23 protein-coding genes and 2 tRNA genes are annotated in these 23,523 nt (G+C 70.2%); 13 read left to right on the top strand and 12 right to left on the bottom strand.

The window, feature by feature from the left end; translation table 11 throughout:
• Window positions 1–59 precede the first annotated feature (59 nt).
• The 11 genes from KBX43_RS08310 to KBX43_RS08260 all read left to right on the top strand — a co-directional run bounded on the left by KBX43_RS08310 (window position 60) and on the right by KBX43_RS08260 (window position 6,999).
• Window positions 60–932 (top strand): FtsK/SpoIIIE domain-containing protein, encoded by an 873-nt coding sequence (locus tag KBX43_RS08310; RefSeq protein WP_210883955.1) that lies wholly within the window; start codon window positions 60–62, stop codon window positions 930–932.
• On the top strand, window positions 929–1,141 hold the full coding sequence (locus tag KBX43_RS08305; protein ID WP_210883953.1) for a hypothetical protein: 213 nt from the start codon (window positions 929–931) through the stop codon (window positions 1,139–1,141). Before KBX43_RS08310 ends, KBX43_RS08305 begins: the two co-directional genes overlap by 4 nt.
• An 84-nt stretch (window positions 1,142–1,225) precedes the next feature.
• The gene (locus KBX43_RS08300; RefSeq protein ID WP_210883951.1) at window positions 1,226–1,663 is read left to right on the top strand and encodes a hypothetical protein; all 438 of its coding nucleotides are present in this window, start codon (window positions 1,226–1,228) and stop codon (window positions 1,661–1,663) included.
• Window positions 1,663–1,962, top strand: coding sequence for a hypothetical protein (locus KBX43_RS08295; protein WP_210883949.1), 300 nt, complete (start codon window positions 1,663–1,665; stop codon window positions 1,960–1,962). Before KBX43_RS08300 ends, KBX43_RS08295 begins: the two co-directional genes overlap by 1 nt.
• Window positions 1,959–2,309, top strand: a complete 351-nt coding sequence (locus KBX43_RS08290) for an RRQRL motif-containing zinc-binding protein (RefSeq protein ID WP_013288473.1) — start codon at window positions 1,959–1,961, stop codon at window positions 2,307–2,309. The genes KBX43_RS08295 and KBX43_RS08290 overlap by 4 nt, the downstream gene beginning before the upstream one ends.
• Complete coding sequence (locus KBX43_RS08285) at window positions 2,306–2,602, top strand: hypothetical protein (RefSeq protein WP_210883947.1); 297 nt, start codon at window positions 2,306–2,308, stop codon at window positions 2,600–2,602. The genes KBX43_RS08290 and KBX43_RS08285 overlap by 4 nt, the downstream gene beginning before the upstream one ends.
• The gene (locus tag KBX43_RS08280; protein WP_210883945.1) at window positions 2,589–3,398 is read left to right on the top strand and encodes a DUF2637 domain-containing protein; all 810 of its coding nucleotides are present in this window, start codon (window positions 2,589–2,591) and stop codon (window positions 3,396–3,398) included. The genes KBX43_RS08285 and KBX43_RS08280 overlap by 14 nt, the downstream gene beginning before the upstream one ends.
• Window positions 3,395–3,658, top strand: a complete 264-nt coding sequence (locus tag KBX43_RS08275) for a hypothetical protein (RefSeq protein WP_210883943.1) — start codon at window positions 3,395–3,397, stop codon at window positions 3,656–3,658. The genes KBX43_RS08280 and KBX43_RS08275 overlap by 4 nt, the downstream gene beginning before the upstream one ends.
• On the top strand, window positions 3,658–5,442 hold the full coding sequence (locus tag KBX43_RS08270) for a replication initiator (protein ID WP_210883941.1): 1,785 nt from the start codon (window positions 3,658–3,660) through the stop codon (window positions 5,440–5,442). The genes KBX43_RS08275 and KBX43_RS08270 overlap by 1 nt, the downstream gene beginning before the upstream one ends.
• 22 nt (window positions 5,443–5,464) lie before the next feature.
• A complete protein-coding gene (locus KBX43_RS08265) occupies window positions 5,465–5,731 on the top strand; it encodes a helix-turn-helix domain-containing protein (RefSeq protein WP_210883940.1) in 267 nt (88 codons plus the stop codon).
• The gene (locus KBX43_RS08260; RefSeq protein WP_210883939.1) at window positions 5,731–6,999 is read left to right on the top strand and encodes a site-specific integrase; all 1,269 of its coding nucleotides are present in this window, start codon (window positions 5,731–5,733) and stop codon (window positions 6,997–6,999) included. The genes KBX43_RS08265 and KBX43_RS08260 overlap by 1 nt, the downstream gene beginning before the upstream one ends.
• 15 nt (window positions 7,000–7,014) lie before the next feature.
• Here the strand turns inward: KBX43_RS08260 and KBX43_RS08255 are convergent.
• The 6 genes from KBX43_RS08255 to gyrB all read right to left on the bottom strand — a co-directional run bounded on the left by KBX43_RS08255 (window position 7,015) and on the right by gyrB (window position 14,284).
• Window positions 7,015–7,090, bottom strand: a tRNA-Ala gene (locus KBX43_RS08255).
• A gap of 10 nt (window positions 7,091–7,100) precedes the next feature.
• Window positions 7,101–7,229 carry a DLW-39 family protein gene (locus tag KBX43_RS08250; RefSeq protein WP_013283222.1) on the bottom strand — a complete coding sequence of 43 codons (129 nt, stop codon included), beginning with the start codon at window positions 7,227–7,229 and terminating at the stop codon, window positions 7,101–7,103.
• Between the two features lie 43 nt (window positions 7,230–7,272).
• Window positions 7,273–7,346: transfer RNA gene (locus KBX43_RS08245), tRNA-Ile, on the bottom strand.
• 145 nt (window positions 7,347–7,491) lie between these two features.
• Window positions 7,492–8,424: a DUF3566 domain-containing protein gene (locus KBX43_RS08240; protein ID WP_043327671.1), complete on the bottom strand. Its 933-nt coding sequence runs from the start codon at window positions 8,422–8,424 to the stop codon at window positions 7,492–7,494.
• Between the two features lie 3 nt (window positions 8,425–8,427).
• Window positions 8,428–12,207 carry an intein-containing DNA gyrase subunit A gene (gyrA, locus tag KBX43_RS08235; protein ID WP_124778873.1) on the bottom strand — a complete coding sequence of 1,260 codons (3,780 nt, stop codon included), beginning with the start codon at window positions 12,205–12,207 and terminating at the stop codon, window positions 8,428–8,430.
• A 130-nt stretch (window positions 12,208–12,337) separates the two neighbouring features.
• Window positions 12,338–14,284, bottom strand: a complete 1,947-nt coding sequence (gene gyrB / locus KBX43_RS08230) for a DNA topoisomerase (ATP-hydrolyzing) subunit B (protein WP_043327672.1) — start codon at window positions 14,282–14,284, stop codon at window positions 12,338–12,340.
• Between the two features lie 547 nt (window positions 14,285–14,831).
• Between gyrB and KBX43_RS08225 the strand changes: the two genes are divergently transcribed.
• Window positions 14,832–15,386 (top strand): hypothetical protein, encoded by a 555-nt coding sequence (locus KBX43_RS08225; RefSeq protein ID WP_210869924.1) that lies wholly within the window; start codon window positions 14,832–14,834, stop codon window positions 15,384–15,386.
• On the opposite strand, the gene KBX43_RS08220 is transcribed toward KBX43_RS08225, so the two are convergent.
• Window positions 15,371–15,859: a MarR family winged helix-turn-helix transcriptional regulator gene (locus tag KBX43_RS08220; protein ID WP_210883938.1), complete on the bottom strand. Its 489-nt coding sequence runs from the start codon at window positions 15,857–15,859 to the stop codon at window positions 15,371–15,373. The two genes, KBX43_RS08225 and KBX43_RS08220, sit on opposite strands and share 16 nt — an antisense overlap.
• Before the next feature lie 81 nt (window positions 15,860–15,940).
• Here KBX43_RS08220 and KBX43_RS08215 point away from each other — a divergent pair, with 81 nt between their 5' ends.
• Window positions 15,941–16,180, top strand: coding sequence for a hypothetical protein (locus KBX43_RS08215; RefSeq protein ID WP_043327675.1), 240 nt, complete (start codon window positions 15,941–15,943; stop codon window positions 16,178–16,180).
• On the opposite strand, the gene KBX43_RS08210 is transcribed toward KBX43_RS08215, so the two are convergent.
• The 5 genes from KBX43_RS08210 to dnaA all read right to left on the bottom strand — a co-directional run bounded on the left by KBX43_RS08210 (window position 16,171) and on the right by dnaA (window position 22,985).
• Window positions 16,171–16,776, bottom strand: a complete 606-nt coding sequence (locus tag KBX43_RS08210) for a DciA family protein (protein ID WP_064448047.1) — start codon at window positions 16,774–16,776, stop codon at window positions 16,171–16,173. The two genes, KBX43_RS08215 and KBX43_RS08210, sit on opposite strands and share 10 nt — an antisense overlap.
• On the bottom strand, window positions 16,769–17,899 hold the full coding sequence (gene recF / locus KBX43_RS08205) for a DNA replication/repair protein RecF (protein ID WP_043327677.1): 1,131 nt from the start codon (window positions 17,897–17,899) through the stop codon (window positions 16,769–16,771). Before recF ends, KBX43_RS08210 begins: the two co-directional genes overlap by 8 nt.
• Before the next feature lie 16 nt (window positions 17,900–17,915).
• Window positions 17,916–18,788, bottom strand: coding sequence for a phosphogluconate dehydrogenase (NAD(+)-dependent, decarboxylating) (gene gnd / locus KBX43_RS08200; protein ID WP_030499509.1), 873 nt, complete (start codon window positions 18,786–18,788; stop codon window positions 17,916–17,918).
• A gap of 40 nt (window positions 18,789–18,828) precedes the next feature.
• Window positions 18,829–19,962, bottom strand: a complete 1,134-nt coding sequence (gene dnaN, locus KBX43_RS08195; protein ID WP_043327678.1) for a DNA polymerase III subunit beta — start codon at window positions 19,960–19,962, stop codon at window positions 18,829–18,831.
• A 1,190-nt stretch (window positions 19,963–21,152) separates the two neighbouring features.
• Window positions 21,153–22,985, bottom strand: a complete 1,833-nt coding sequence (dnaA, locus tag KBX43_RS08190; protein ID WP_113974477.1) for a chromosomal replication initiator protein DnaA — start codon at window positions 22,983–22,985, stop codon at window positions 21,153–21,155.
• Window positions 22,986–23,523: the final 538 nt, after the last annotated feature.

Genomic DNA, 23,523 nt, shown 5'->3' with positions numbered 1-23,523 from the left:
GCCCTGCGGGCTCGTTCGTGTGGTTCCTCGCGTCCACCAACCGCCCAAGGAGGGCACCGATGACCACGTTTCCCGCCCCCGCTGCTGCGGTGCCGGTGGGTCCTGGCCTGTCGATGTTCGACCCGATCTTCATCGGGATCGACGAGTTCGGCCAGCCCGTCTACATCACCCTCGCCTACCGCAACCTTCTCGCCGGTGGTGAGCCCGGCGGCGGTAAGTCCGGGCTGCTCAACTGCATCGCGGCCCACGCCGCGCTCAGTGTCGACTCCCGGCTCGTGCTGCTCGACGGCAAGCTCGTCGAGCTGGGCCAGTGGGAAGACTCCGCTGATGCGTTCATCGGCCCGGACATCACCGAGGCTCTGACCGTCCTCAAGCGGCTGCAACTGGTGATGAACAACCGCTACGCCTGGCTGCGCGCCCACGGGCGCCGCAAGGTGACCGCCGACGACGGCCTGTCGGTCATCACCGTCCTGGTCGACGAGATCGCTTTCTACTCCGCCACCGTCGGCAGCAAGCAGGAGCAGGAAGAGTTCGTCGCTCTCCTGCGTGACCTGGTCGCCCGGGGCCGGGCCGCCGGTATCCCGGTCGTGGCCGCGACGCAGCGGCCGTCGTTCGACATCATCCCCACCAGTCTGCGGGACCTGTTCGGCTACCGGGCCGCGTTCCGCTGCACCACCCCGAACAGCTCGAACATTGTCCTCGGCCACGGCTGGTCCGAGCAGGGCTACACGGCCACCGACATCGCCCCCACCAACCAGGGCGCGGCCTACCTCATCGCCGAAGGCGGCGTTCCACGCCGCATCAAGGTCGCCTACCTCACCGATGCCCAGATCGCGGGCATCGCCGACTACGCCGCCTGGATCCGCCGGCCACGCCGGTTACCGGACCAGGTTCCGGACCTCACCCGCGTCGACTTCGGGGTGGCGGCATGACCACCCGGGAACGCACCTACGCCAAGGCCAACAGCCAGCGGGCCGCGCAGTACACGGAACTGTGGATCGTCGGCCGTCCCGAGGACATCGCCGCCATGGTCCAGGTCGCCTCGGCCAGCGGCCGACTCGTCTACCTGTCCGCCCCGAGATCGATGGGCGGCGACGACACCCGCCAACGCCGCTACCTGCGGCTGCGCACCACCCGATAAGCGGCCGACAGGACCAGGACATCGCCTGGCAGCAGTGCTGGTCCTGCCGACCTCCACCAACAGCCCCGAAAGGACGTGGCTGCCATGAAGGCTACCCAAAACCCTGCCTCCGGAGTCCGGGTCACACCCGCTGACCTGCTCCGGTGCGCTGCCCTCTACCTGCGCCGGCACGGCTGGCACCAGGGCACCTACTACGCACCCACCACCGACATCCTCACCCCGCCGGCCTGCGCCGCCGGGGCCATCGGCATCGCCACCGCCGGACACAAGGTGGAGCACTTCTCCCAGCTCGACCCGAGCGCGCTCGCCGACTACCTCGCCGCCATGGCCACGTTCGTCGACTACCTCGACGACTTTCACCCGCTGTTCGACATCGACGAAGACGGCTTCGTCATCGACGAACACACCTCGCCCTACTCCTGGAACGACGACCCGAGCCGCACCGCCTACCAGGTAGTCACCGCCCTTGAACGGGCCGCCGAACGGTGGGACCGCCTCCACACCCAGGAAGGCGGGAACTGATGTTCACCGTCAAAGCGTCCTTGACGCGCACTCCCTCCCGCCGCAAACGGCGCGACGTCGTCGAGAACGACGCATTCGCCGCGTTCGCCCGCCGCATCATCCGCGCCCACGGCCGCCGCGTCGCCGCCGGTGACGTGGAAGCCCTCCGCGACCTCGTCGCACTGTCGGCCAACCTCGACGACGCCATCGGCGAAGCCGTCGTCGGCCTGCGGGCCTTCGGCTACTCCTGGGCCGAAATCGGCACCCGTCTCGGCATCTCCAAGCAGGCCGCCCAGCAGCGCTGGGGAGGCCAGTCATGACCACCTACACCTACGACCCGGCCAACCCCGCCGACGAATTCCCCACCTACCCCTACCGGCTCGCCCCCGACGGCCTGGCCACCCGCCGACAGCTCCGCGCCGCCGGACTCCGTCCCGGAGGACATCACGCCGTCGCGCAAATCCTGTGGCGTCGCGGTAAGCGCGTCGCCTACCTCTACCGCCTCGACCTCGCCGCCCCGAAACGGGTCGCGACCCCGGCCCAGCGGGCCGCTATCGCCAAAGCCCTGCGGGCTCGCCGCACCTGCCGCCACTGCGGCCAGACCAAGCCCTACTACATCCCCCGCCGCTACGGCTGCTGCCTCGACTGCCACGGAGGCGACCGATGACCTTCAACCTGTCCGACCCATGCCTGTGGTGCATCGAGGGCAACTCGCCCGCTGGCGTCCACGACATCCTCGGCCCCGTCTACACGCCCTGCCCCATCTGCCTCCGCCGCTGCGTCCTCTGCGAAGGCGACGGCCTCTTCCCCGCCGACTTCACCTGCCTGCCCTGCTTCCGCAACCAACTCGCCGCCCAGGGCCTGGCCCCGATCATGTGCGCCCACTGCTCCGGCGTGGTCGACCTCATCCCCCTCGACAGCATCCCGGCACCGGAGGTGACCCCTCATGTCGAGCACTGACCCGAGCACCTTCACCCAGGAGTTCGCCGCCGAGTACGCCCGCAACGCCGTGCCCGCCATGCTCAAGGCGATCGGCTCCATCAAGCGCTACAACCGCTTCGTTCTGCTCGGTGCGCTGCTGACCAGCTACCTGCACCAAGCCCACTACCTGTGGACCCAGAACGCCGGCTACTTCGCCTACCTCGTCCCCCTCATCTTCGACGCCGCGATGGTGTCGATGCTGACCGTCGTCCGCACCTCCGGCATCGCCAAGCCCGCCAAACGCGGAGCACTCGTCGTCTTCGCCTGCGCCGCCATGCTGTCGGCAACCATCAACTTCGCCAGCCCCGGCAGCCTCGGCCTACGCCTGGTCTTCGCCCTGGTCGTCGTCCTCGTCATCGGCGTGGAACTCGTCGCCGGACTCATCCGACCCGACTTCGCCGCCATCGAAGCCGAAGCCGCCGCCCTCCTGACCGCCGCCCGCGACCTCGCGGCCACCAACCGGCCCACCACCGACAACGTCGCCCAGCTCGTCGACGAGCCGCCGACCGTCGACACCCCGCCGACAGTCCCGGCCGTCGTCGAGGCACCCGTCAACCCGGTGCCGATCACCCGACCCGAGGTGCCCGCGCACCTCATCCCCACCGCCCGCTTCGTCATCGGCCGCCACGAACAGAGCACCGGCCGTCCCATCACCATCGACGAACTCGCCGGACTGCTCACCGTCACCCCGGACATCGCCCGGGAACTGCTGCACACCCTCGGCGGCCACACCACCGCCGTCAACGGCACCCCCGTCGCCGGTGGTGCCCGATGACCATCCACGTCGTCGACATCGAGCAGGTCACCCACACCTGCCCCGCCTACCCGGACGAGCCGCACCCCTACGACACCCGACGCACGGTCATCCACGTCATCCCTGGCGGCCCCTGCCGGACCCCGGTCACCATCCGCTGCGGCCAGACGACCGTCACCATTCCCTGCCACCGGCACGAACCGGCCGCCCGCCAGTGCGGAGCCTGCCGGATCATCGTCACCCAGCACTCCATCACCAACCGGCCCGAGGTGGCCGCCTGATGGCGTCGACGCTGGACCTCACCCCCCGAGCCTCGGCCCGGGGGGTGGGCTCGAACGCCGACACCACCACCCCCGTCTACGCCTACACCGCCGCCGGTTCCGCCTTCCAACGCGCCACCCGACCCGACTACTTCGGCTGGCTCGACCACGTCCGCGCCGCCGCCGGCTGCACCCGACCCATCCGCCTTGCCGGCAGCCTCTACACCGTCGAACCTGGCACCGGCCGCGTCCTCGACCAGCGGCACACCGACGCCATGCCCGACGCCGCCATCTACAAGGCGTGCGGCAACCGCCGCGCCACCGTCTGCCCCACCTGCGCGCAGACCTACCAGCGGGATGCCTTCCAGCTCCTGCGCGCGGGCCTCGTCGGCGGCAAAGGCGTCCCCGAATCGGTCGCGCAGCATCCGGCCGTGTTCGCCACCTTCACCGCGCCGTCGTTCGGCACCGTCCACGCCCGGAAGGTGAAGCGGCACACCTGCCGCAACCGCCGCCGCTGCGACTGCCGCGCCGAACCCTGCCACGCCCGCCGCGACACCGGACTCTGCCCCCACGGCCGACCCGCCGTCTGCTGGGCCCGCCACGAAACCGGGGACGCGGTCCTCGGGCATCCGCTGTGCCTGGACTGCTACGACCACGACCACCAGGTCGTCTGGAACATCTTCTCCGGCGAACTCTGGCACCGCACGAAGCAAGCCGCCGAACGCTGGCTCGCGAAACTCGCCCAGCGCCGCGGCATCCCCCGCGTGGAGATCCCGACTGCCTCCGGCAAGACGCGCAAGGTCGCTCCGGTACGGCTGTCGCCCGGGAAGGTCGCGGAGCTTCAAGCGCGGGGAGCGGTGCACTTCCACGCCATCGCCCGCCTCGACGGCGTCGACCCCACCGACCCTGACAACGTCGTGCCCCCGCCAGCTGGGTTCACCGTCGACGACCTCGTCGACGCGCTGCGCCACGCAGCCCGGCAGATCGCCTTCCACACCCCGCCCCACCCCGACCGGCCCGACGGATGGCCGATCGCCTGGGGAGAGCAGGTCGACCTGGAACCGATCGCCACCGACGGCTCCGGGGAAGTCACCGATGGCATGGTCGCGGGCTACCTTGCCAAGTACGCCACCAAAAGCACCGAGGCCACCGGGCACACCAGCACCCGCCTGACCGCCGACACGATCGGGGACTACGCCGACCCCGACGGCGACCACACCGCCCGCCTCATCGACGCCTGCTGGCGCATCGGCCGACCCACCACCACCCCGGCCCCACTCGCCGACCGGCCCCCGGAACCCCGGCCACGGCCCGGCTTCGTCGCCCGCTGGGAATGCCCCGACTGCGGCACCCACACTCGCTACCGGGCCTGCCCCGTCTGCGTCGCCCAGCGTCAAGCTGCCCTTGACGCTGGGCCGTCGAAACTGGCTAGCGGCAACCCGTACACCCGCCTACGGCGGTGGGCGCACATGCTCGGCTACGGCGGCCACTTCCTCACCAAAGCCCGCCGCTACTCGGTGACCTTCCAACTCCTGCGCGACACCCGCGTCCAGTACCGGCGCCACGAGCACCAGGACCACGAGCACCCCACCGCCAGCGGACCACCCGGTGGCCAGCTCGTCGAGGACGTCACGCTCACCGTCGGCAGTCTCACCTTCGCCGGAGTCGGCTGGCACACCACCGGTGACGCCCTGCTCGCCAACACCGCCGCCGCCCTCGCCCGCGAGCGACACGCCATCGGCCACGAAGAACTCGCCCACGAACTCGGCACCACCCCGGCCGGCACCGTGCCGGTCGCCGCCTAACCCGACCTGAGGAGGTCACTGAATGAGCACCACCGCCCGGCCGAGCCCAGTCGTCCGGCTCGTCCCTCGAAACGGCGCGACCATCGTCGAGCCGGTAACCTACACCGTCCGCGAGGTCGCAAAGCTGCTCGGTCTGTCTCTTGGAAGCACCTATGCCCTCGTCCGGGATGGGACCATCCCCGCTACCCGCCTCGGCGGTCGTTGGGTCATCCCTCGCACGCGCTTTCACGCCTGGCTTGACGCGGCCACCGAGTCCGCTGCCATCGGCACCGATGGTGGGCGGCGCTGATGGGGCACATCGTCAAGACTCCCGCTGGCACCTACCGGGCGAACTGGCGCGACGCCACCGGGCGGCAGAAGGCCAAGACCTTCCGTACCAAGCGAGAGGCGTCGGCCTTTCTCGCTGAAACTGAGGCATCGGTTTCGCGCGGCTCCTACGTTGATCCGAGCGCCGGCCGAACCAAATTCAGCACCTACGCGGACCGGTGGCTGTCGTCTCGGTCGGTAGAAGCGACCACCCTCGCGGCTTGGTCCTCTCGCCTGCGGGCACGGTTGCTGCCGTACTGGGGCGGTTGGCAGCTCGGGAAGATCGATCACCTTGCCGTCCAGGAGTGGGTGACCCAACTGGGTAAGCAGGTTGCACCCGCCACCGTCGCCTCGTGCTTCAGCCTGTTCTCCTCCATCCTGGGCTCGGCTGTCCGGAGCCGTCTGATCGCGTTCAACCCCTGCGAGGGTGTCCGACTCCCGGCCCAGCGGAAGCGGGCTGGCGGAATGCAGACCATCTCCCAATCAGAGGTAACGGATCGTCTCCTGCCTGCGGTGCCTGAGTGGCATCGCGCTCTGGTCGCTGCTGCGGCTGGCGCTGGTCTGCGATGGGGTGAGTGCCTGGGCCTGCGGTGGGGATGCGTCGATCTCACCTCGTCGACTCTCGTTGTCGAGCGGGTCGTCATCGAGGTCGACGGTCACCTGTTCGACAAGCCGTACCCGAAGTCAGCCAAGAGTCGGCGGAGCGTGCCCCTGGCTCCGTTTCTGGAACAGACGCTCCAACGCCATCGCGAGCTGGTCGCGCACAGTCCAGACGACAGGGTCTTCACCAACTACGAGGGCGGCTCGATGTTGCGCAGCAACTTCCGTCGCCAAATCTGGCGGCCGTCGCTTGTCCGTGCCGGGCTCCTCGGTCAGGTCGCCGAGGTCGCCCCGTCTAGGTTCCGGGCCACCTGGTCGGATCGTGACGGCGCGGAGTGGTCAGCGGAGTTCCCGACCGAGCGGGAAGCATCCGACTGCGTGGCAACCAAGGCGGCCGGCGGCCTGCGGTTCCACGATCTACGGCACTGCTACGCGACGTGGTTGGTGTCCAGCGGAGTTCCGGTCAACATCGTCCAGGCGGTGATGGGCCATGAGCAGGCATCCACCACGCTCAACCGCTACACGCACACCCCGGCAGACTTCCACGAGTCAGTGCGCAGGGTGTTTGGCCGGTCTGCTGACGATCCGCTGACGACCAAAGATGGCCCTCAATCCGAGGAGGAGTCAGCGGGGGAGGGAAACGGGCCGTGACCTGGCCAGATGATGTGGTGGAGCCCAGGGGACTCGAACCCCTAACCCCTGCCTTGCAAAGGCAGTGCTCTGCCAGTTGAGCTAGGGCCCCGTGTCGGCGCTCAGCGCAGGTCGGGCGCGGTGGTCGCCTCGTGCCACAGGGCGCGCTCGTCGTTCGACGCCTTGACCTTCTTGGCCACGACGGCGGCCACACCGACGATGCCGGCCAGGATCAGGAGCTTCTTGAACATGTGCTTGACCCCTCGTGCTCGACTGCCGTCGGACGATGTGCGGTGGGGCTAGCTGGAATCGAACCAGCGACCTCAGAGTTATCAGCTCTGCGCTCTAACCGACTGAGCTATAGCCCCGCGTGGCGACGAGCAAGGTTAACCCATCGCCTCCGCCGCGCCCAAATCGGGGGGTCCGTGGCGGAAGCACCCGCGCCACCCCGAACCTACCCGGACGCACGACGCCGGGGCGACCGCTTTGCGCGGCGCCCCGGCGTCGACCGAATCAGTCCCGCTCGGCGAGCGTCAGCTCGATCCCGCCGACCAGGTCGGCGCAGACGTTGTAGACGAACGCGCTGAGCGTGGCCAGCGCGGTGAACAGCACGACGTTGACCAGGCCGATCAGCGCCGACGTCAGGATCACGCCCTTGGCGGTGATCCGGAAGCCGCCGCCGCCCTGGCCGCCGCCGGCGTTCACCAGGTCGGTCAGGCTGTCGTTGACGCTCTTGAACACGCCCATCGCGTCCAGCGCGAGGTAGAGCACCGAGGTCGCCACGACGACCACGATGAAGAGCACCACGGACACCGCGAACGCGAACTTCATCACGGACCAGGGGTCGATCCGCTTCAGGTTCAGCCGGGCCCGTCGCGGCCCGCGCGACGCGGCCGAACTGACCGAGGTACGCGCGGCGCGTACCGCCTCGCCCACGCGCGCGGCGCCGACAGCGGCCGCGCCGCTGACGCCCGGCGGCAGGCCCCCGCCGTTCGCGGGCCGGGACTGGCCGGTGGCGCCGGTGGTGGTCGGACGGGCGCCGTCGGGCGACGTCTTCGGCGCGGTGCCCAGGCCGGCGCCGATACGCGGCTGGGTGCCGGTCGTACCGGTGGAGGCCCGGCCGGCCGCGGCCGGTGGCTTGATCGGCTGTGTGCTCGTGGCGTTCGCGGGCTTGGCCGCCGGAGCGGCCAGACCGTTGGCCGACGTCGGCGCGTCGACCTTTGTCTCGGCCGACGAGTCCCGGGAACCCGAGTCCTCGCCCGGCTTGTCCGGAGGCGGCGCCATGCCGGGGGCGCGGGTGAACTTCGGGGCAGGCGCGTCGGCGGGAACCGTGGCCCGGCCCACGGCCGCACGGCCGGTAGCTGGTGTACCGCCCTGCGCAGCCTCCTCCTCGGCCGGGGTGGCCGAGGTCCCCTTGTTCCCCGACTTCGCCTGTGTCTCCGTCATCAACTAGTCCTGTTCGTCAGGCTCGTCGGCATTGCGAGCAATCGCCACGATAGTCACGCCGTCCGGGAGGTCCATCAGCTTGACCCCCATTGTGTTCCGGTCACGCGTACGGCGTACAGGCTTCACCGGAGTCCGGATGACGCCGCCGTTGCTGGTGATGGCGAACAGCTCGTCCTCCGGATCGATCACTACCGCGCCGACCAGGCCACCGCGTCGCTCGGTGATCTTCGCGGTCAGCACGCCCTTACCTCCCCGGCCCTGCACCGGGTATTCCTCGATCGGGGTACGTTTCGCGTAACCCCCGTTCGTCGCGACCAGAACGTCCAGACCCTCTCGCACCACCTCGACCGCGAGCAACTCGTCCTCGCCGCTGAAGCGCATGCCGATCACACCGGACGTGGCCCGGCCCATCGGACGCAGCGCCTCGTCGGTGGCGTTGAAGCGGATCGCCTGGGCGTTCTTCGACACGAGCAGCAGGTCGTCCTCCGGAGCGGCCAGGACCGCACCGACCAGTTCGTCCTCATCGCGCAGGTTGATCGCGATGATGCCGCCGGAACGGTTGGAGTCGAACTCCTCGAGCCGCGTCTTCTTCACCAGGCCGTTCTTCGTGGCCAGTACCAGGTAGGGCGCCACCTGGTAGTTCGGGATTTCAATGATCTGCGCGATCTGCTCGTCGGGCTGGAACGCGAGCAGGTTGGCCACGTGCTGGCCCTTGGCCACCCTACTGGCCTCAGGAAGCTCGTACGCCTTCGCCCGGTAGACCCGACCCTTGTTCGTGAAGAACAGGATCCAGTCGTGGGTAGAGCATACGAAGAAGTGGCTGACGATGTCGTCCTGGCGGAGCGTCGCCCCGCTGACGCCCTTGCCGCCACGCCGCTGCGACCGGTAGAGGTCGACCTTCGTCCGCTTCGCGTACCCGGTGCGGGTGATCGTCACGACCACGTCCTCGCGGGCGATGAGGTCCTCCATCGAGACCTCGCCGTCGAACGGGACGATCTTCGTACGCCGGTCGTCGCCCCACTTCGCGACGATCTCGCCCAGTTCCTCCGAGACGATCCGCCGCTGCCGCTCCGGCTTGGCCAGGATGTCCTTGAGGTCGGCGATCTCCAGTTCGAGCTTCGCCAGGTCGTCCAGGATGCGCTGCCGCTCCAGGGCGGCCAGCCGGCGCAGCTGCATGTCCAGGATCGCGGTCGCCTGGACCTCGTCGATGTCCAGCAGCCGGATCAGGCCCTGCCGGGCGTCCTCCACCGTGGGCGAACGCCGGATCAGGGCGATCACCTCGTCCAGCGCGTCCAGCGCCTTGGACAGACCGCGCAGGATGTGCGCCCGCTCCTCGGCCTTGCGCAGCCGGAACGCGGTCCGCCGCCGGATCACCTCGATCTGGTGCTCGACGTAGTACCGGATGAACTGGGCCAGGTTGAGCGTGCGCGGCACGCCGTCGACGAGCGCCAGCATGTTGGCGCCGAACGTCTCCTGGAGCTGGGTGTGCTTGTAGAGGTTGTTCAGCACCACCTTGGCGACCGCGTCGCGCTTGAGCACGAGTACGATCCGCATGCCGGTACGCCCGGAGGACTCGTCGCGGATGTCGGCGATGCCGGCGAGCTTGCCCTCCTTGATCAGCTCGGCGATGCGCTCGGCGAGGTTGTCCGGGTTGACCTGGTACGGCAGCTCGCTGACCACGAGCGCCGGCCGGCCACGCTTGTCCTCCTCGACCTCGACCACGGCGCGCATGCGGATCGAGCCGCGCCCGGTCCGGTACGCGTCCTGGATGCCCGCCTGGCCGACGATCAGGCCGTGGGTCGGGAAGTCCGGGCCCTTGACGATCTCCAGCAGGGCTTCCAGCGTGGTGGCCTCGTCGGCCTCCGGGTGCTCCAGGCACCACTGCACCGCCGCGCCGATCTCGCGCAGGTTGTGCGGCGGGATCTTGGTGGCCATGCCGACCGCGATGCCCTCGGAGCCGTTGATCAGCAGGTTCGGGATCCGCGACGGCAGGATCGTGGGCTCCTTGGCCCGGCCGTCGTAGTTGTCCTGCAGGTCGACGGTGTCCTCGTCGATGTCCCGCAGCATCTCCATCGCCAGCGGGTCGAGCTTGCACTCGGTGTTGTGGCTGACGAAACCGTCGGAGACGAACGAGTGGTCCTCGGTGTCCACCCGGATGCTGTAGACCGGCCGCACACCGGCGTCGGTGATCTCGGTCACCTCGGCGTAGTAGAAGCGCCCGTCGACAAGCGGCTCGACCACGTCGAGGATGCCGGGCTCGGTGATCCGGGCCGCGATCTCGTCGCGGTCCCGCTCCCAGCGCTCGATCCGGTCCACGTTGTGCCGGCGCAGCCAGTCGCGTTCGGTCCAGCGGCTCGCGCCGTGCTCGCGGACGAAGTCCCCGACGAACGGCACGTGATCGCCGGAAAGCGCGGTGCTAGTCGCCGGCACCTGGGCCAGCTCGGATTCCAGCTTGGCCTGCTTGCGGCCGAGGAAGCCGACGTGAGCGGCGAAGATCCGGGCGTCCCTACGGTTGGTGACGACGACCTTGATCTCACCGCTGTCGTACCGGCACTGCCGGCTGACCACGCCGAACTCCAGCAGCAGCTGCTGCACCTCGCGGGCCAGCCGCTCGCTGCGGGTCGAGTACGAGACCTGGATCGTGTGGCGGGGCAGCAGCGACGACGAACCGTCGCCCTCGAACAGCGCCTGGAGGAAGGCCCGCTTGACCGCGGCCGGTCCGCGCCAGACGAACTCCGGCACGAACTTGCCGGCGCTCCGCGCGCCCACCATCTCGCCGAGCACGCTCGCCCGAAGCGCGGTGAGGTCCTGCACGTCGAGCTCGTGCAGCCTGCTGCCGGAGGCGATGACCCGCTCGGCGACGTACCGAGGGCCGCCGACCGCGAGGTCGTAGGCGGTGAGGACCCGGACGAAGAACTCCCGGTCCACGTTGTTGAAGCCCGCCCGATTCTCCGACACCCACCCCTCGGACACGAACGCGCCCGCGAGCACGGCCGCCTCGACGTGTTCCAGCATCGGGTAGCCGATCTCGTCCGGCACGGTGCGCTGCAGGACCACCCGGTCGCCCGGGGCGATCTCGGCGAGCAGCTTCCACAGCAGGGTCGGCACGCCGGCCACGTCCACCAGGCAGAGCACCGGGTGGTTGTGGGTGCCGGTCAGCTCGTACCCCTCACGGGTGCGCAGCCGCAGCGTCGGGTGCTCGCCGGAGTGGAAAAACTTGCTGGCGCGGACCAGGTCGCCGTTGCGGTCGCGGACCTTGAGGTCGACGTCGGTCTCGCTGCTCGCCGCAGCGTCCGGCACGACGTCGCCGATCCGGACGGAACCCTCGGCGGTACGGATGCGGGCATCGCCGACGAGGCAGTAGCGCATGGCGGCGGCCGGGTCGTTTCCGGGGGAGCCGAAGTTGCCGTTGCCGTCAACCAGCGGGTAGCGCAGCGACCACGGCTGCGCCATCCGGACCAGCGCGTCGTAGATGGCGGAGTCGCCGTGCGGGTGGAACTGGCCCATCACGTCGCCGACGACGCGGGAGCACTTCACGTACCCGCGGTCCGGCCGGTAGCCGGAGTCGAACATGGCGTAGAGGATCTTGCGGTGGACCGGCTTGAGCCCGTCCCGGACGTCCGGCAGGGCCCGCCCGACGATGACGCTCATCGCGTAGTCGAGGTACGAGCGCTGCATCTCGACCTCGAGGCCGACCGGCTCGATCCGGTCGTGCTGGACGACCGCGGCCAGTGTCTCCGGGGTCTCCGGCTCGTTCGGGGTGGACTCGGGAGTATCGGTCACTGTTAACCCTTATCAGACTCTTCAGTCATGGTCTCGCTGTGGATAACGGCTGTGGAAAGCGTTCAGACTGTGGATAACTCTGTGGACTACCGGGCCGGCCGGTGGATCACCGGCCGGCCCGGCGCGTCCGTCAGATGTCCAGGAACCGCACGTCCTTGGCGTTGCGCTGGATGAACGACCGACGTGCCTCGACGTCCTCACCCATCAGGACGCTGAACAGCTCGTCCGCGGTTGCGGCGTCGTCGAGCGTGACCTGGCGCAGCGTGCGCGTCGCCGGGTTCATCGTGGTCTCCCACAGCTCGGGGTAGTTCATCTCACCGAGACCCTTGAACCGCTGGATGTCGTCCGGGCGGGCGTTGGGCTTCTTCTGCTGGCGCAGCGCGATCAGCCCGTCGCGTTCCCGGTCCGAGTACGCGTACTGGGCGTCGTCGCCCTTCTTGTTCCACTTGATCTTGTAGAGCGGCGGGGCGGCCAGGTAGACGTGCCCCAGCTCCACCAGCGGCCGCATGAACCGGAACAGCAGCGTGAGCAGCAGCGTCTGGATGTGCTGGCCGTCGACGTCGGCGTCGGCCATCAGCACGATCTTGTGGTAGCGCAGCTTCTCGATGTCGAAGTCGTCGTGGATGCCGGTGCCCAGCGCGGTGATCAGCGCCTGCACCTCGTTGTTCTTCAGCACCCGGTCGATGCGGGCCTTCTCCACGTTGAGGATCTTGCCGCGGATCGGCAGGATCGCCTGCGTACGCGGGTCGCGGCCCTGCTTGGCCGAGCCGCCGGCCGAGTCGCCCTCGACGATGAAGACCTCGGACTCGCGCGGGTCGGTGGACTGGCAGTCGGCCAGCTTGCCGGGCATCGAGCCGGACTCCAGCAGCGACTTGCGCCGGGCGAGCTTGCGCGCCTGCTGGGCGGCGATGCGGGCCCGGGCCGCCTGGGACGCCTTCTGGATGATGATCTTCGCCTCGGCCGGGTTGCGGTCGAACCAGTCGACGAGCGACTCGTTGCAGACCCGCTGCACGAAGCCCTTGACCGGGGTGTTGCCCAGCTTGGTCTTGGTCTGACCCTCGAACTGCGGGTCGGTGAGCTTGACCGAGATGATCGCGGCCAGGCCCTCGCGGATGTCCTCACCGGAGAGGCGCTCGTCGCCCTTGAGCAGCTTCTTGTCGGCGCCGTAGCGGTTGACGACGCTCGTCAACGCGGCCCGGAAGCCCTCCTCGTGGGTGCCGCCCTCGTGGGTGTTGATGTTGTTGGCGAACGTGTAGACCGACTCGCCGTACGACTCGTTCCACTGCATGGCGATCTCGACCGACATGCCGGTCTCCTCGGCGCCGAACTCGACCACCGTCTTGTGGATCGGGCTCTTGGAGGCGTTGAGGTGGCGGACGAAGTCGGCGATGCCGCCCTCGTAGTGGAAGGTGACCTCGCGGGTCTTGCCGTCCTCGTCCTCCGGCACCCGCTCGTCGAGCAGGTGGATGGTGAGGCCCCGGGTGAGGAAGGCCATCTCCTGGAGGCGCCGGTAGATGGTGTGGAAGTCGAAGTCGACGGTCTCGAAGACGTCGGGGTCGGGCCAGAAGGAGACGGCCGAACCGGTGCGGTCGGTCTCCTCGCCCTTCTCCAGCGGCGTCGGCTTGGAGTGGTCGTAGCGCTGGCGCCAGACGAAACCGTCCTTGTGGATCTCGACCGCCATCCGGGTGGACAGCGCGTTGACCACGGAGACGCCCACGCCGTGCAGGCCACCGGAGACCGCGTACGCCTTGCCGTCGAACTTGCCGCCGGCGTGCAGCACGGTCAGCGCGACCTCGACACCCGGCTTCTTCAGCTTCGGGTGCAGATCGACCGGGAAGCCACGGCCGTTGTCGGTCACCCGGACGCCGCCGTCGGCCAGCAGCACCACGTCGATGGTGTCGCAGTGCCCGGCCAGCGCCTCGTCCACCGCGTTGTCGACGACCTCCCACACCAGGTGGTGCAGACCGCGCTCGCCGGTGGACCCGATGTACATACCGGGGCGCTTCCGGACCGCTTCCAGGCCTTCGAGAACGGTGATGGACTCGGCACCGTACTTCTTGTTGTCCTCCGCTGCCACGCTCGGCCACTTTCTCGCACCGGCCGCGCGTGGGCGCGGGGGCGCGGGTTCGGCGGACAGGACGCGACGTCGGCGCGCACGGACCGCCCCTGGGATCACCAGGCACGGATCGTGTACGCCGGGCGCCACGGTTGCCCGCGGATCGCGATCGGCTCGGACCCGAGGCGGGACTATGATCGAGGGCCCGGAGGGCCCCTGCCCGTCGCTCCGTCTCGGGTCTTTCGTCTCGCTCCCAATCTTACTGTGCGGAGCCGACCAAACCGCCACTCGGCACCCTCTCCGAGGCGGCTGAGAATGCCGTAGCCGGACGAACCGCGCCTCCCGCGACTCCCCCTACACGCCAACGGGGCACCGCCGCGCCACCGGCCACCGTGAGCCGTGACGATCATCCGACCGGTGATCGGCTGCTGTCCCGACCGGGGGTCGCGGCCGGGTCCGGCGTGCCGTAGCTTTTGCGGCGCCGCCGTTGCGGTCTTGATCTTTCGCACCCGCAACCGGGACGATCGTCGAAGATGGTCCGAAAACGCTTGGTGAGAGGTGACGCCCGATGGGGCTGGACAACGTCGCGGTGCACTGGCCGCGGACCGGCCGCTTCTACGACCCGGTCGCGCCGGCCGAGTTCGTGGACTTCGGCGAGATCGTGGACGTGCCCCGGATCTCCGCGCCGACCGCCGCGCTCGCCGAGCTGATCGCCAAGACCGGCACGGTACGGGCGACCGCGTACACCGAACTGGTCGACCTGATCCTCGGGCTGGAAAATGTGCTCTACGCCACGGAGAACTCGGCCGAGGACGAGGACCCGGTGATCGACCCGGACGGCTGCTCGTGGATCGCCGAGGGCCTGGAGAAGTTCGTCGCCCGGCACCGGCCGTACGGCGAGGCGGTCACGTTCGAGTCGGTGAGCGAGGTGCTGCGCGCGTTGCTGGGTGACGGGCGGCTCGCCGAGCAGCAGCTCCGCTGGCTGGACAGCCGGCTGGACCGGCTGCGCGACGACAGCGGCGACCCGCCGCAGTGGAACTTCACCTGCGCCGAGCTGAGCGTGCTGGCGGCCTTCTACCGGCGCTGCGCGGAGCGCGGCTTCGCGGTCTACGCCGACGCCTGACCGGGCGCCGCAGCGCCGGAAGCAGACGTGGCCCGGTTGGCGGCCGCGATCACCTCGGTCAGCGCCGTGTGCAGGTGCCGCAGGTCGGCCAGCGGCAGACCCAGGCGCTGCACGATGGCCGGCGGGATCCGCTCGGCCTGCGTCCGCAGCGCCTGCCCCTCGGCGGTGAGCGAGACGGCCAGGCTGCGCTCGTCGGCGGCGTCGCGTTCCCGCCGGATGTAGCCGGCCGCCTCCAGCCGCTTGAGCAGCGGTGACAGCGTGCCCGGATCGAGCTGGAGCAGCCGGCTCAGATCCCGCCCGGACAGCGGCGCGTGCTGCCAGAGCGCCAGCATGACCAGGTACTGCGGGTGGGTGAGCCCCATCGGCTCCAGCAGCGGGCGGTAGACCGCGACGACGCTCCGGGCGGCGACCGACAGCGCGAAGCAGACCTGCTGCTCCAGCGCCAGGGGGTCCTCCTCGATCGGGTCGGTCACCTCGTCCTCCTCGTCGTCGTTGCGATCCTAGCAACGATTGGTGTACCAATGGTTTGCACACAAAACAGGGAGGGCGGCGGGATGAGCGACGACGAGCAGGTGGGCGACGCCTCCGGCAAGGGTGGCCGCCTGTTGGGCTGGGTGTTCCAGAACCTCGCCGGCCCCTCCCAGGTCCAGGGCGCGGTGCAGGGCGGCTCCCGGCTGGCCCGCGAAGCCTGGAAGCAGGACCTGGAACGCCGCAAGCAGTGGAGCCGCGAGCAGCGCGAACTCAAGCGCGCCCGGCGGGAGGCCCAGCGCTCGGGCGGCGACGGTCAGCCGTAGGTGTCGCGGGGCCCGCGCCCGCGTACCCGCCGGGGGCCGCGCGACCACGACGGCGCAGCCGGGCCGTGAATGTGCAGCTTGCGCACCACGTTGTGGCCGACCTCGCGGGCGATCTGCTGCAACAGCGAGCCCGCCAGCAGACGCAACTGCGTCGCCCACGCCGTCGAGCGCGCCTCCACCGTCAGCTCGCCGTCCTCCAGCTTCACCGGGCGGCTGTGCTGGGCGACCTCCGGGCCGACCACCTTCTCCCACGCGCCGAACACCGTCGCCTCGGCCGCCGGCTGCTGCCAGCCCCGCGCCTTGACCAGCTTGTCCAGCACCGCACCCAGCGGCTGCGGGTCGCGCGGATCCGGCCCCGGGCCGGAGTAGCCGCGCAGCCGCTTCTCGCCGTCGCCGCGGACCGCGCCGCGCCGCCGGGGAGCCGCCGCCTGCCGCCGGGCCTTCGCCGCGTCGAGCACCGCCCGCGCCAGTTCCGGCCCGGTCGCGCCCTCCGGCAGGTTCGCGCCCGGCTCGCCGTCCGCGGGCTTTCCCGGGGTACGCGCGTCGCGTCCCGGCCCGAGCCGCGCGGGCGGTAGCCGCACCTCGTCGTCAGACACGTCGCACCGTCCCGTCGCCCACCGCGTACCGGGTGCCGCGCAGGGTCGCCGGCACGTCGTCGTCCACAGCGCAGGTGACGAGCAGCTGGCTCGCGCCGCCCACCAGCTCGGCCAGCCGGTCCCGCCGGCCGGTGTCCAGCTCGGCGAAGACGTCGTCGAGCACCAGCACCGGCTCGATCCCGTCGGCGCGCAGCAGGTCGTACCCGGCCAGCCGCAGCGCCAGCGCGTAGGACCACGACTCGCCGTGGCTCGCGTACCCCTTGGCGGGCAGCGGGCCGAGGGTGAGCGCCAGGTCGTCGCGGTGCGGGCCGACGAGCGTGGTGCCGCGCTCGATCTCGGCGGCGCGGTTCGCGGTCAGCGCGGCGGCCAGCGCCTCCGCCAGCGCCGCGCGGTCGGCGCCGGGTTCGGGCAGCTCGACCGAGGGCCGGTACGCGATGCCAGCCGCGCCGCGGCCGGCCGCCACCGCGTCGTACGCCTTCGCCACGTGCGGGGTGAGCGCGGCGACCAGTTCCAGGCGGCCGGCGAGCAGGTCCGCGCCGTGCTGGGCCAGATGCGCGTCCCACACGGCCAGCGTCGACAGGTCACCGCCGCGTGTGCCACCGGTCTTGCGAGCGAGGTACGAGGTACGCAGCAGCGCGTTGCGTTGCTTCACCACGCGCTCGTAGTCGGCGCGTACCCCGGCGAAGCGGGGCTGGCGGGTGACCAGCAGGTCGTCCAGGTAGCGGCGACGTTCCGAGGGGTCCCCGCGGACCAGTTCCAGGTCCTCCGGCGCGAACAGCACCAGGCGCAGCGCGCCGAGCACGTCCCGGGCGCGCCGGGCCGGGGACCGGCCGAGGCGGGCCCGGTTGGCCTTGCCCGGCACGATCTCCAGCTCGACAAGCAGTTCCCGGCCCTCGTGCACCACCGCGCAGCGGATCACCGCCGAGGTGGCGCCCATCCGGACCAGCGGGGCGTCCGTGGCGACCCGGTGCGAATCCAGGGTCGCCACGTAGCCGAGCGCCTCGACCAGGTTCGTCTTGCCGACGCCGTTGGCGCCGACGAGCACGTTCGGCCCCGGCTCCAGGTCCACGCCGACGCGCTCGTACGAGCGGAAGTCGACCAGTTCGAGCCGGCGGACGTACACAGGCTGTGGATACCGGTCAGCGCTTGTGGACGGCGTGGCCGCCGAACTGCTGGCGCAGCGCGGCGACGGCCTTCATGGCGGGCGAGTCGTCCTGCCGGGACGCGAACCGGGCGAACAGCGACGCGGTGATGACGTTGAGCGGCACGGCGAGCCGTACCGCCTCGTCCACGGTCCAACGGCCCTCGCCGGTGTCCTCCGTGTAGCCGCTCAGCTCGGCCAGCTCCGGGTCCTCGTCGAGCGCCCGGTCCAGCAGGTCGAGCAGCCAGGACCGGACCACGGTGCCCTCGCGCCACGACTTGAACACGCCGGGAACGTTCGTGACCAGCTCGGAGGCGGTCAGCAGCTCGTAGCCCTCGGCGTAGGCGTGCATCAGGCCGTACTCGATGCCGTTGTGCACCATCTTGGCGTAGTGGCCGGCGCCGACCGGGCCGGCGTGCACGAAGCCGAACTCGCCCTCGGGCTTGAGCGCCTCGAAGATCGGCATCAGGCGCTCGACGTGCTCCTGCGCGCCGCCGACCATCAGCCCGTACCCGTTCTGCCGGCCCCAGACGCCGCCGGAGACGCCGACGTCGATGTAGCCGATGCCCTGCTCGTTCAGCCGCTCGGCACGCGGGGCGTCGTCGCTGAACCGGGAGTTGCCGCCGTCGATGATGATGTCGCCCTCGCCGAGCACCTCGGCGAGCTCGTCGATGGTGGCGTCGGTGACGCCGGCGGGAACCATGACCCAGACCGCGCGGGGCGACTGGAGCTTCTCGGCCAGCTCAGTGAGGCTCGCGGCGTCGCTGATCTCCGGGTTGTGGTCGAAGCCGACCACCTCGTGCCCGGCGGCGCGCAGCCGCTCCCGCATGTTGCCGCCCATCCGGCCGAGTCCTACCAGGCCGAGCTGCATCTGCTCCTACCTCCGTACGTCAGGGTCGTGCTGCCTGCGATCAGCGGGACACGCGGATCGGCATGATGAGGTACCGGTACCCCGGTATGACCTCGCCATCCTCGCCGGCCGGGGAAATGACCGCGGGCTTGAACGCGTCGACGAACCGGAGCAGGGCGTGCTGGGCGCCGAGGTTGGACAGGCCGTCGATGAGGTACTGCGGGTTGAAGCCGATGGTGAGCGGCTCACCGGTGAAGGTGGCCTCCATCGCCTCGCTGGCCCGGGCCTCCTCGGTGCCGCCCGCCTCCACCACGAGGCCGTCGGCGCTGAAGCTGAGCAGCACGGGGGTGGTGCGCTCGGCGACGAGAGCGACCCGCTTGACCACCTCGATGAGCGTGGCGACGGCGACGCGGGCCTCGGCGTTGTGGTCGGCCGGGAACAGCGAACGCACCGGCGGGTAGTTGGCGCCGTCGAGCAGGCGGCTGGTGGTCCGGCGGGTGCCACCGGAGAAGCCGATCATGCCTTCGCCGGCGCCGCCGGAGGAGAGCGCCATGGTGACGTGGCCGCCGAGCGGGCCGAGCGCCTTGGCGGTGTCGTGCAGCGTACGGGCCGGCACCAGCGCGTTGAGGCTGATCTCCGGGTCGTCCGGGTTCCACTCCATCTCGCGCAGCGCGAGGCGGTATCGGTCGGTCGCCAGCATGGCCATCGTGCCGCCGCTCAGCTCGAGGCGTACACCGGTCATCATCGGCAGCGTCTCGTCGCGGCCGGCGGCCACCGCAACCTGGGCCACGGCCGTGGCGAAGGCGGCGGCGTCGACGGTGCCCGCGCTCTCCGGCATCTCCGGCAGCGTCGGGTAGTCCTCCACCGGCATGGTGGGCAGCGTGAAGCGGGCGCTGCCGCAGACCAGCTCCAGGTGGGCGCCGACGGCGGCGATGTCCACCGGCTTGGCCGGCAGGGCCTTGGTGATCTCGGCGAGCAGGCGGCCGGAGACCAGGGCGGCGCCGTCCGCGTCACCCTGCACCTCGACCGTCACCTGGCTGGAGACCTCGTAGTCGAAGCCGGAGACCTGCAGGTTGCCGTCGGTGACGCGGAGCATCACCCCGGCCAGCACCGGTACGGAGGGCCGGTTGGGCAGGCTCTTGGCGGTCCACGCGACCGCCTCGGCGAGCGCGTCGCGCTCCACTCGGAACTTCATCAATGCCTCCGCGTCGACGTCAGCGACAACTCTCTCATGCCGACCGCTGCCACCCGTCCCGCCCGACCGTGCGGGTACCCATCGCACCTTAGGGCGCGCGGGCATCGGCTGTGCGCCCGACCCCGTGGATCCAGGTGCCCGGGGTGACTGCCGACGGCAGCGCTCCGGCCCGATCCACAGGAAGTCCAACGGTGATGATTGGTTTTTGTTGTTTAGAAGAGATAACTCATCGTCTTCATCGCACCTGTGCAAACTGTGGAGAACCAACGTCTGCGCAGGTCAGACACGTTATCCACCGGTGGTTTGGCTGTGGAGAACCGGGGGTAAAACTCGTGTCCCGGTCCACAGCCCCCGCCAGCCGCCGGGTTTTCCACGGCTGTCCACCGGTTGTCCACCGCTAATCCACCGGTTTTCTCCCCAGCGCTGTGGACAGCGCCGACAGCGTCGACCGCCTTAATCCCCAGAACCTTCAACAGCTCGCCCACAGGCGACCTGTCATCTGGGGACAACGTGATCGTCATCCCCAGGCGTCCACAGCCTCGTCCCCAGGAGTTGTCCACAGTCTGTGGGTAACCGGCCGGGTGCGGACGGTGGTTGTCCACTGCCTGTGACACAGGGGCTGTGGACAAGAGGTACGAGCTGTGGACGAACACAGCCCGATCCTGGGCCCTCCACCGGGTCGAGGGTCAACGAACCCGTGCTGTCGGCTTGCCGTCAGCCGCCTGTCGGGCGTCCGCTGGTCACCTTCATCACGTCAACAGGGCGTCGACGCGAGCCTTCCTCGGCGCGCCGCCCCCGTCCCCGCCCGCCCTCCGGCTCCCGCCCCGCACGTGTCGACCATGAAGTTGGCGGCAGTTGGCGCCCGGTTTGTCGCCGTCAACCTCATGATCGACGCAAAGTTTCGGTGGGGCTCGGGGCCCCGGGCGACTCGTGCGAGGCCAAAGCCCCGGCTCCGCAGAGATCTTTGGAAGGCGAGGGCCCCTGTGGCGGCCGTTTCCTTCCAAGATCTGCGGTCGGGGTCCGTGCAGACGCTGGGCGAGGCGCTCGGGTCGGCGGACTCCTGCGCAGCAGCCCCGCCCTGTTGACCAAGGAGTTCGGGGCAGGAATGACGTGTCTTCCCGACACAAACTCCTTGATCACCGCCGGAGCCGCCGGACGGGCAGCGCGCGGGCGGCGTGGGAGAGATGGGGTCAGGTGTTCTGCTTGATGCGGTTGGTCAGCTCGGCGATCTGGTTGTAGAGCGAGCGCCGCTCCGCCATCTGCTGGCGGATCTTGCGGTCCGCGTGCATCACTGTGGTGTGGTCCCGGCCGCCGAACGCCTGCCCGATCCGGGGCAGCGACAGGTCGGTCAGCTCGCGGCACAGGTACATGGCCACCTGGCGGGCGTTGACGAGCACCCGGGACCGGGAGTGGCCGCGCAGGTCCTCCAGGCTCACCCCGAAGTAGTCGGCGGTCGACACCATGATCTGGTCCGCGGTGATCTCCGGGCCGGCGCCGTCCGGGATGAAGTCCCGCAGCACCTCCTCGGCCAGCGACAGTTCGACCGAGGAACGGGTGAGGCTGGCGAAGGCGGTGACCCGGATCAGGGCCCCCTCCAGTTCGCGGATCGAGTTCGACACCCGGGAGGCGATGAACTCCAGCACGTCCGGCGGTGCGAACAGCCGCTCCTGGGCGGCCTTCTTCTGCAGGATCGCGATCCGCGTCTCCAGGTCCGGCGGCTGGATGTCGGCGAGCAGGCCCCACTCGAAGCGCGTACGCAGCCGGTCCTCCAGCGTCGCGAGCTGCTTCGGCGAGCGGTCGGACGTGATCACGATCTGCTTGTTGGCGTTGTGCAGCGTGTTGAAGGTGTGGAAGAACTCCTCCTGCGTCCGTTCCCGGTTCTCCAGGAACTGGATGTCGTCGATCAGGAGGATGTCCACGTCCCGGTAGCGGCGCTGGAACGCGCTGGTCTTGTCGTCGCGCAGCGAGTTGATGAAGTCGTTCGTGAATTCCTCGGTCGAGACGTACCGGACCGAGCGGGCGTTGCCGAGCGTCGTCGCGTAGTGCCCGATGGCGTGCAGCAGGTGGGTCTTGCCCAGTCCCGAGCTGCCGTAGATGAACAGCGGGTTGTACGCCTTGGCCGGCGACTCGGCCACCGCCACGCTCGCCGCGTGCGCGAACCGGTTGGACGAGCCGATGACGAACGTCTCGAACATGTACTTCGGGTTGAGCCGGTTGCCGCCGCTCTCCGTACCGCCGGGGAGCCTGCGGTCGGCCTGGCCGCCGCCACCCGGACGGTGGTGGTCGGCGCCACCCCGGCCGGGGCCGTTGTCGGTGGCGCCGTCGCGGGGCAGGCCGCGCATCGGCCCCGGGTCGGCGGCCGGGTTCTCCCGGTAGCGCGGCTCGTAACCCCCGGCGTCGGGAGCGGACGGCTCGATGCGCGTGCGCTCGTCGAAGGCGCGGCGCTCGGGCGCGGCGCGCAGCGGCTCGGCGAACGCGGCGCTGAAGAGCGTGTCCTGCGCGTCCCGGCCGGCGGGGATCAGGTGGGGCCGGCCGCCGTCCGCGGTCCGCTGCCGGGGCGCCGGTTCGTCCACCTGCTGTTCCGGGCGGGACTCGGCGTAACCGGGCTCGGGGCGGGAGTCGGCGTAGCCGGGCTCCGGGCGGGGCGACGGGAAGGTCGGGGCGGCCTGGTCGAAGCCGGGCAGCGGAGCGGCGCCGTCGTGCTCGGGGAGCGGTTCCGGGCTGCTGCGGTAGACGGTGCCGGCCGGGCGGGCGCCCGGGTCCTCGGTGACCCGTACGGTGACGGCCACCTGTATCGGCCGTCCGAGCCGGCGGCTCAGCGCCTCGGTGATGGCCGGGCGGAGCCGTGACTCGATCACGTCGCGGGTGAAGGCGTCCGGCACCGAGAGCAACGCGGTGTCCTCGACGATCGCCCGCAGCCGGGTGAGCCGGAGGTACGCCCGTTGCTGCGCGGAGATGATCTCGTCGGCGAGTTCGTCGGTGGTCGCCGTCCACACCGCGGCCAGGTCGGTCGCTCCGGTCACCGTCGTGCCACCCCCTCGCCTGCTCCTCACGCCCGCCCGGACGGCTGACCGGTCGTCATCCACAAGTTATCCACAGCCTGTGTACCGACCGATTGTGACCGCCCACCGGACGCGGGTCGGACCTGCCCCCCCTCGATCCACGGAGGCGCTGAAGCGGGTTCACCGTGCCGAACGATTCAACAGCGTGTCCGGTCTTGCCGATCGGCGACAAACCCCGGACCCCCGACGCCGACCGCAATCGGGCACGCTAACAGCGCGGACCCCACGCCATCAACCGGCGACACCCTGACGACGTTGGCAACATCAGTGAAAACCGCCCCTTCGGTCGTCGTTCCGACGCAGGTCGGACGCCCGAGTGTGACGTTTGACGGTCATTGCGCCCCTGCGTAGGCTGGAGCGGCTGCTCTCTCGCCCTCTGCTAGGGTGATTGATGCTTGCTGTCCGTGGCTGTCACCTCGCATCGCCGGGGAGCGCGTCACGGCAGCGCCGATCGGAGGTCACCGACAAGGTGGCCTGGACCAGCACACGACCCCGGGCG

Origin of the sequence: Micromonospora sp. C41 (assembly GCF_018070485.1) — a bacterium.
Lineage (GTDB): Bacteria > Actinomycetota > Actinomycetes > Mycobacteriales > Micromonosporaceae > Micromonospora > Micromonospora chalcea.
This window is presented reverse-complemented; position numbering and strand designations above follow the sequence as displayed.